The 6,894-nt window shown below is 64.3% G+C and carries 6 protein-coding genes; 5 read left to right on the forward strand and 1 reads right to left on the reverse strand.

The features are described 5' to 3' along the window. Window positions 1-339: 339 nt before the first annotated feature. Window positions 340-549: a DUF3820 family protein gene (locus tag ACP7DD_RS26190; protein ID WP_426178294.1), complete on the reverse strand. Its 210-nt coding sequence runs from the start codon at window positions 547-549 to the stop codon at window positions 340-342. Window positions 550-602: 53 nt separating this feature from the next. Between ACP7DD_RS26190 and ACP7DD_RS26195 the strand changes: the two genes are divergently transcribed. The 5 genes from ACP7DD_RS26195 (at window position 603) to sppA (ending at window position 6,689) form a co-directional block, all read left to right on the forward strand. Beyond that, window positions 603-1,022, forward strand: a complete 420-nt coding sequence (locus ACP7DD_RS26195) for a DUF1810 domain-containing protein (protein WP_426178295.1) — start codon at window positions 603-605, stop codon at window positions 1,020-1,022. Between the two features lie 134 nt (window positions 1,023-1,156). Then, window positions 1,157-2,674, forward strand: coding sequence for an NYN domain-containing protein (locus ACP7DD_RS26200; RefSeq protein ID WP_426178297.1), 1,518 nt, complete (start codon window positions 1,157-1,159; stop codon window positions 2,672-2,674). Between the two features lie 111 nt (window positions 2,675-2,785). Beyond that, window positions 2,786-3,211 carry a hypothetical protein gene (locus ACP7DD_RS26205; RefSeq protein ID WP_426178298.1) on the forward strand — a complete coding sequence of 142 codons (426 nt, stop codon included), beginning with the start codon at window positions 2,786-2,788 and terminating at the stop codon, window positions 3,209-3,211. Between the two features lie 78 nt (window positions 3,212-3,289). Beyond that, window positions 3,290-4,759 carry a sodium:solute symporter gene (locus ACP7DD_RS26210; RefSeq protein WP_426178300.1) on the forward strand — a complete coding sequence of 490 codons (1,470 nt, stop codon included), beginning with the start codon at window positions 3,290-3,292 and terminating at the stop codon, window positions 4,757-4,759. A 73-nt stretch (window positions 4,760-4,832) separates the two neighbouring features. Beyond that, window positions 4,833-6,689 (forward strand): signal peptide peptidase SppA, encoded by a 1,857-nt coding sequence (sppA, locus tag ACP7DD_RS26215; RefSeq protein WP_426178301.1) that lies wholly within the window; start codon window positions 4,833-4,835, stop codon window positions 6,687-6,689. Window positions 6,690-6,894: the final 205 nt, after the last annotated feature.

Consider the following 6,894-nt stretch of genomic DNA (forward strand, 5'->3'; position numbering starts at 1 on the left):
TTGTCGATCTACTGGAATGAAACTGCTCATCGTCGCCTCGCTCATGCTTACTCATCGGTAGCTGCCATTTTACCGGCATGAGGATTTTATTTCGAGGACAAAGTCCGACAGGCTGCTAGCCTGCGGCAACGCAACGCAACGCTGGTGTCAGGTCTGACATTCGGACATTTTGCTGGGGTCAGGTCTGACAGAGGGGACAAACGGACATTTCTAGGCGAGCTCATCCGCAAGTCAATGTCTTAGGTGCACGACGCGCTCCGGGACCGGCCTCACGGGGCAATAATTCGCTCGAAAATGTCCGAATGTCAGACCTGACCCCAGCAATACCAGCAATATTTGCTAACGGCGCAGCGGGTCGAGCAGGCTGCGCAGGTCGTTGTGGTCGAGCTCGTACATCAGCGCCAGCAGTTCGCCCAGTTCGCCGCGCGGAAAACCTTCGCGCGCGAACCAGCCAAGATAGCGGCCAGGCAGCGCGGCCAGCTTGCACCCTTTGTATTTGCCGTATGGCATGTCGCGCGTCAGCAGCAGTTGCAGGTGTTCGGGTTTCATGCGCGCCACTCTAGCATGCGGGCGCGCTACAATTCCACGTAAAGGAGGGCAGCATGGATACCAAATTCAACCTCGAGCGCTTCGTCGAGGCGCAAGCATCCGTCTACAAGGAAGTTCTCGCCGAACTGAAGGCGGGCCGCAAGACGGGCCACTGGATGTGGTTCATCTTTCCGCAGATCGCCGGCCTCGGCACCAGCGCCAAGGCGCGCAAGTTCGCCATCGCCTCAGCCGACGAGGCTGCCGCGTACCTGGCCCACCCTGTGCTCGGCGCGCGCCTGCGCGAGTGCAGCGCGCTGGTCGCCGCCATCGACGACAAGGAGATCGGCGACATCTTTGGGGGCCCGGACGACATGAAATTTCATTCATCGATGACGCTGTTCGCCGAAATCGCACCCGACGAGGCGCTGTACCAGGACTGCATCAACAAGTTCTTCGACGGCGTGCCGGACGAGGCGACGCTCGACCGGCTTTAAGGGGGCACGAAACACAAATGACTCCCCCGCGATCGGTGGACGCGCAGGGCGACGTGCGCATGTAAGCGACAAATGAATGTTGTTGCGTATAATCTGCGGATTGTCAGTCTCACCTTCTTCAGAAAATCACATTTATGGCTTCTACCCCCGATAACATCAGCATGGCGGTGTTCTGCGATTTCGAAAACGTCGCACTCGGCGTCCGCGACGCAAACTACGAAAAATTCGACATCAAGCCCGTGCTCGAGCGCCTGCTCCTGAAGGGCAGCATCGTGGTCAAGAAGGCCTATTGCGACTGGGACCGCTACAAGGGGTTCAAGGCCACCATGCACGAAGCGAACTTCGAGCTGATCGAAATTCCGCACGTGCGCCAGTCCGGCAAGAACTCGGCCGACATCCGCCTGGTCGTCGACGCCCTCGACTTGTGCTACACCAAGTCGCACGTCAACACCTTCGTCATCATCTCGGGCGACTCCGACTTTTCGCCGCTGGTGTCGAAGCTGCGCGAAAATAACAAGCAGGTGATCGGCGTCGGCGTCAAGCAGTCGACCTCGGACCTGCTGGTGGCGAACTGCGACGAATTCATTTTCTACGACGACCTGGTGCGCGAAGTAAAGCGCGCCGCCGCCAAGCGCGACGAGCGCAAGGCGCAGCCGGCCGCGCAGGCAGCATCTCAGTCGAAGCGCGCACCGGACGAGAACAACAAGCGCAAGGAAGAACTCGAAGAGCGCAAGGCGAAGGCGATCGAGATGGTCGTCGAGATGTTCGACGCGCTCGTCTCCGAGCGCGGCGACAGTGGCAAGATCTGGGCGTCGCTGCTGAAGGATACCTTGAAGCGCCGCCGTCCCGATTTCAACGAGACCTACTTCGGCTTTCGCACCTTCGGCAACCTGCTCGAAGAAGCGCAGGCGCGCGGCCTGCTCGAATTCGGCCGCGACGAAAAATCCGGCGCCTACGTCTATCGCAGCGAGCGCCCGGCCGCCTCGTCACTGAGCGCCCAGGTCGAGCAGATGGCCAACGCCGCCGCCGCCATCACCTACGACGGCGACGACGCACCGGCCGACGAAGAAGCGCCGGCCCGCCAAGAGCAGGAACCGCGCCGCGGCCGTGGCCGTGGCGGTCGCACCGACTTCCGCGCGCCGGCGGCAGCCGCGCCCGAAATGGACGACGAGGCGCAGGAAGCAGACGTGTCGACGGCGGACGACGCCCAGGCAGCGCCGGCCGACGAGATCGTGGTGCCGCCTGAGCCGCGCCGCGGCCGTGGCCGAAATGGACGCACCGATTTCCGCGCGCCGGTCGCGGCGCCCGAAGCCGAGGAACAGCCCGAGCCGGCAGCACCGGCCGAGACGCCTTGGTGGGATGAGCCGACGCCGGTCATTCCCGAGGTGGAAGCCGATGGCAACAGCGCTGAATGGAACGACGAGTCGCCGTTCCCGCCGCCGGCAGTGGAAAAGCGCAGCAAGCCGCGCGCCGCCCGCAAGACGCCGGCCAAGAATCCCACCAAGAAGCTCGCCGACATCATCGCCCCGCCGCAGCCGGCGCCAGTCGAGGTCGAGGTCGAGGACGCCGGGCCGGCGCCGAAGGCTGCGCGCAAGCCGGCCGCCCGCAGCCGCCGTCCAGCCAAGCCAAAAGCGGCGCCCGACAACAGCTGACGATTTGCCGCTCAGCAGGACGCGCCGCGCGTTCCAAAATCAGTGCAAACTGCAGCTACGCGCCGCTGTCTAACAGTTGCCGGACCTGCAGATCTGATGAAGGAGTACGCCATGCGTTTGCTTCCTGGGCTGGGTTTGTCGCTTTTTATGCTCGTACAAGGGGCGCCCGCCGCGCCGCCGGCAGCCAATCATCCGATCATCGGCGTCTGGCAGCTGCTCGTCGCCGATGGCCGCTGCGCCGAGACGTACCGCTTCCGCAGCGACGGCACCACGCTCGTCACCAGCGCGCGCGAGGTGTCCGAGAGCGAGTTCATCATCCCCGCCACGCCGAGCGCGAAGGGCTTCTACAAGCTCGAAGACAAGATCGTCAAAGACAACGGCAAGCAGGACTGTTCCGGCGAAATCATGAAGGTGGGCACCAAGGTGACCAATTTCGTGCTGTTCCACCCGTCCGGCGAAATCTTCCTGATGTGTGCGTCTGAATCGACGGAAGCGTGCATCGGCCCGTTCGAGCGCGTGCGCGGCGAAGACATCTGAGCCGGGAGTGCCGGGCCGTAGCCTGCGGCCGGGGTTCGGTGTATTCTGCCGACCTGAACCGTCACTCTGCGGACCCCCATGTCGCCAGCGCTACTCTTCGCCATCCTGATCGCCTATTTCGTGCTGCTGCTCGGCGTCGCCTGGGCCACGTCGCGCAACGCCACCAACGACAGCTTCTTCATCGGCAACAAGAGCAGCAACTGGATGCTGGTCGCCTTCGGCATGGTCGGCACCACCTTGTCCGGCGCCACCTTCATCAGCGTGCCAGGCGCGGTCGGCCACGACGGCTTCGGCTACGCCCAGATCCTGATCGGCTACGTGTTCGGCTACATCGCCGTCGCTTTCATCTTGCTGCCGCTGTACTACCGCCTGAAACTGACGTCGATCTACCACTACCTCGACGTGCGCCTCGGCCGCCGCGCCTACCAGAGCGGCGCCGGTTTCTTCATCCTGTCGCGCCTGCTCGGCGCCACCGCGCGCCTGTACCTGGTGGTCAACATCTTGCAAGTCATCATTCTCGACAGCCTCGGCATCCCGTTCTGGCTGACCACCCTGGTCATCCTCGGCATGATCCTGGTCTACACCTACCAGGGCGGCGTCAAGACCATTGTCTGGACCGACACGCTGCAGACGACCTGCATGCTGATCGGCCTGGTCGCCTGCGTCGTGTTTTTACTCAACCGGCTCGACCTGTCGGTAGCCGAAAGCCTGGCGCAGATGGACGCGCGCGGCCTGTCGACCGTCTTCACCACCGCCGTCGACAGCCCCAGCTTCTACCTCAAGCAAATCGTCGCCGGCGCCTTCATCGTGCTGACGATGACGGGCATGGACCAGGAAATGATGCAGAAGACTATCTCCGTCAAGACGCTGGCCGATTCGCAAAAGAACCTGCTGAGCCTGACCGTGATCCTGGTCATCGTGCTGTCGCTGTTCCTGTTCCTCGGCGGCCTGCTGCACCTGTACGCGCCGATCGCCGGCGTGACCGCCACCGGCGACAAGCTGTTCCCGGCCATCGTCACCGGCCACCTGCCAGCGTCGGTGCAGATCATCTTCCTGATCGCGCTGGTGTCGGCGCTGTTCCCCAGCGCCGACGGCGCCATCACCGCGCTGACGTCGACGTTCTGCATCGACATCCTCGGCATCCAGCGGCGCGCCGACCTGTCCGAAGCGCAGCAGGTCAAGTTGCGCCAGCGCGTACACCTCGGTTTTGCCGCGCTGTTCCTGGCGCTGGTGCTGGTATTTAAGATGATCGACAACGCCAGCATGATCGGCGTGATCCTGAAGATTGCCGCTTACACGTATGGTCCCTTGCTGGGCCTGTTCGCCTTTGGCATCTTGACCAGCCGCACCTTGACCGACCCCCTGGTGCCGGTGGTGACCATCGGTGCACCGCTGATCTGCGCCTTGCTTGAGCTAAATCAGGCACACCTGTTGGGAAGTTATCGCCTCGGCCTTGAATTGCTGATGGTCAATGGCATATTGGTGTTTGCCGGATTGTGGGCAATTTCCCAGCCGCAAAAACTCGACGTAGTCGCCGCCACCGCATGACAAATCGACCAGCGCTTGCCGTTTTCGCTTACAGTGTGCGCTAGGTTTCAATAACTTTTCCGCCGGAGTGCCGATGTCCTTCAAACCCTTGTCTTCGCTGCGCCGCGGTGTTGGCGCGTTCTGGCGCGCGCTCGACGCCACCCGCCGCACGCTGTTCAACCTGCTGTTTTTGGCCTTCATCATCTTCATCCTGTGGGGCATGTTCGGCGGCGGCGTCAAGCCGCTCGGGCCGAAGACGGCGCTGGTAATCGACCTGAAGGGCATGCTCGTCGAGCAGAGCGCCGGCGGCCTGCGCGATTCGGTGATGGCCAGCGTGCGTGGCGACGTCAAGCGCACCGTCCAGCTGCGCGACGTGCTGACGGTGCTCGACGCCGCCGCCAAGGACGCCAGCATCGGCAGCGTGGTGCTGCTGCTCGAGGACATGGACGGCGCCGGCATGGCCATGCTCAACGACGTCGGCCACGCGGTCGACCGCGTCAAGGCGGCCGGCAAGCCCGTCATCGCCTGGGGTGGCGGCTACGACCAGAAACAGTACCTGCTCGCCTCGCACGCCAGCGAGGTCTACCTGCACCCGATGGGCATGGTGGCCATCAAGGGTTTCGGCCGCTACCGCAACTACTACCGCGACGCCCTCGACAAGCTCGGCGTGACGGTCAACCTGATGAAGGTCGGCACCTATAAAAGCTTCGCCGAGCCGTACATCGGCAACGGCCCGTCGGACGCCGCGCGCGAAGCCGAGGCGACGCTGTATGGCGCGCTGTGGGGCGCCTACACCGCCGACGTCGAGAAGAACCGCAAGCTCGCCGCCGGCGCCGTCACCGCCACCATCGACGACATGCCGCGCCTGCTCGACGCGGCCGGCGGCGACACGGCCAAGCTGGCGCTGGGCGCCAAGTTGGTCGACGGCCTGAAAACGCGCGACGAACTGCGCGCCATGATGATCAAGCGCGGCGCGCCTGACCTCGAAGGCAAGTCGTTCCGCCAGGTCGGCTTCGACGACTACCTGGCGCGCAACCGTCCGAAGGTGTTCGGCGACGCCGTCGCCGTGGTGGTGGCGTCGGGCGATATCACCGACGGCACCGCGGCGCCGGGCGCCATCGGCGGCCTGTCGACGTCGAACCTGATCCGCCGCGCGCGCGAGGACGATTCGGTCAAGGCGGTGGTGCTGCGCGTCGATTCGCCAGGCGGCAGCGCGTTCGGCTCGGAGCTGATCCGGCGCGAGCTGGAACTGACGCGCGCCGCCGGCAAGCCGGTGGTCGTCTCGATGGGCAACGTCGCCGCTTCCGGCGGTTACTGGATATCGCTGGCGGCCGACGAGGTGATCGCCGACCCGTCCACCATCACCGGCTCGATCGGCGTGTTCGCCATTTTGCCGACCGCCGAAAAGGTCGTCGACAAGCTTGGCATCCACACCGCCGGCACCACCACCACGTGGCTGGCCGACGCCTACAATCCGCTGCGACCGCTCGATCCGCGCTTCGGCCAGCTGGTCCAGAGCAGCATCAACCATATCTACAGCGAGTTCACCACCAAGGCGGCGGCGGCGCGCAAGACCACGCCGGCGGCCATCGACGCCGTCGGCCAGGGCCGCGTGTGGACCGGCACCCAGGCCAAGCAGCACGGCCTGGTCGACCGCCTCGGCAGCTACAACGACGCGCTGGCCTCGGCCGCGGTGCGCGCCAAGCTGCCGGCGGACTACCGCGTCACCTACATCGAGCGCGACAGCTCGCGCATCGAGCGCTTCCTCGGCTTGATGGGCGTGTCGGCGGCGCAGGCGATGACGTTCCAGGTCAAGCTCGGTCTGATGCCGTCAGGCCTGCCGGCGGCGGCCGTCACCGAAGTGACGCGCGAACTGGGCTGGCTCTCCGAGATGGCCGACGGCCGCAAGCCGTTCGGCGCCGTCACCCACTGCATGTGCGCGATGCCATGAATGGCGCCGTCAGCCTCGAGTTCATGGCCAGTGCAGCCGACACAGTTGTAGCAAGTTTGTAACGTCATGTAGCGCGCAGCTCCGATGCCGCGAGCTGACCACAGTGAGCGAAGTGAAGCGCAACTGCATGAGGGCAACCGAGTGTGGGAAGGAAGCGTGGAGCATAAATCATGAGCCGAGGGACACGAATCGCATAGAAGGCGCT

The sequence above is a fragment of the Massilia sp. TWR1-2-2 genome, from assembly GCF_049897565.1.
Taxonomy (GTDB): Bacteria; Pseudomonadota; Gammaproteobacteria; order Burkholderiales; family Burkholderiaceae_D; genus JAFCUW01.

Excerpts from the sequence above, each read along its gene's own strand:
- sppA (WP_426178301.1), top strand. The coding sequence starts at position 4,833 with ATGTCCTTCAAACCCTTGTCTTCGCTGCGCCGCGGTGTTGGCGCGTTC.
- ACP7DD_RS26195 (WP_426178295.1), top strand. The coding sequence starts at position 603 with ATGGATACCAAATTCAACCTCGAGCGCTTCGTCGAGGCGCAAGCATCC.
- ACP7DD_RS26205 (WP_426178298.1), top strand. The coding sequence starts at position 2,786 with ATGCGTTTGCTTCCTGGGCTGGGTTTGTCGCTTTTTATGCTCGTACAA.
- ACP7DD_RS26190 (WP_426178294.1), bottom strand. The coding sequence starts at position 549 with ATGAAACCCGAACACCTGCAACTGCTGCTGACGCGCGACATGCCATAC.
- ACP7DD_RS26210 (WP_426178300.1), top strand. The coding sequence starts at position 3,290 with ATGTCGCCAGCGCTACTCTTCGCCATCCTGATCGCCTATTTCGTGCTG.
- ACP7DD_RS26200 (WP_426178297.1), top strand. The coding sequence starts at position 1,157 with ATGGCTTCTACCCCCGATAACATCAGCATGGCGGTGTTCTGCGATTTC.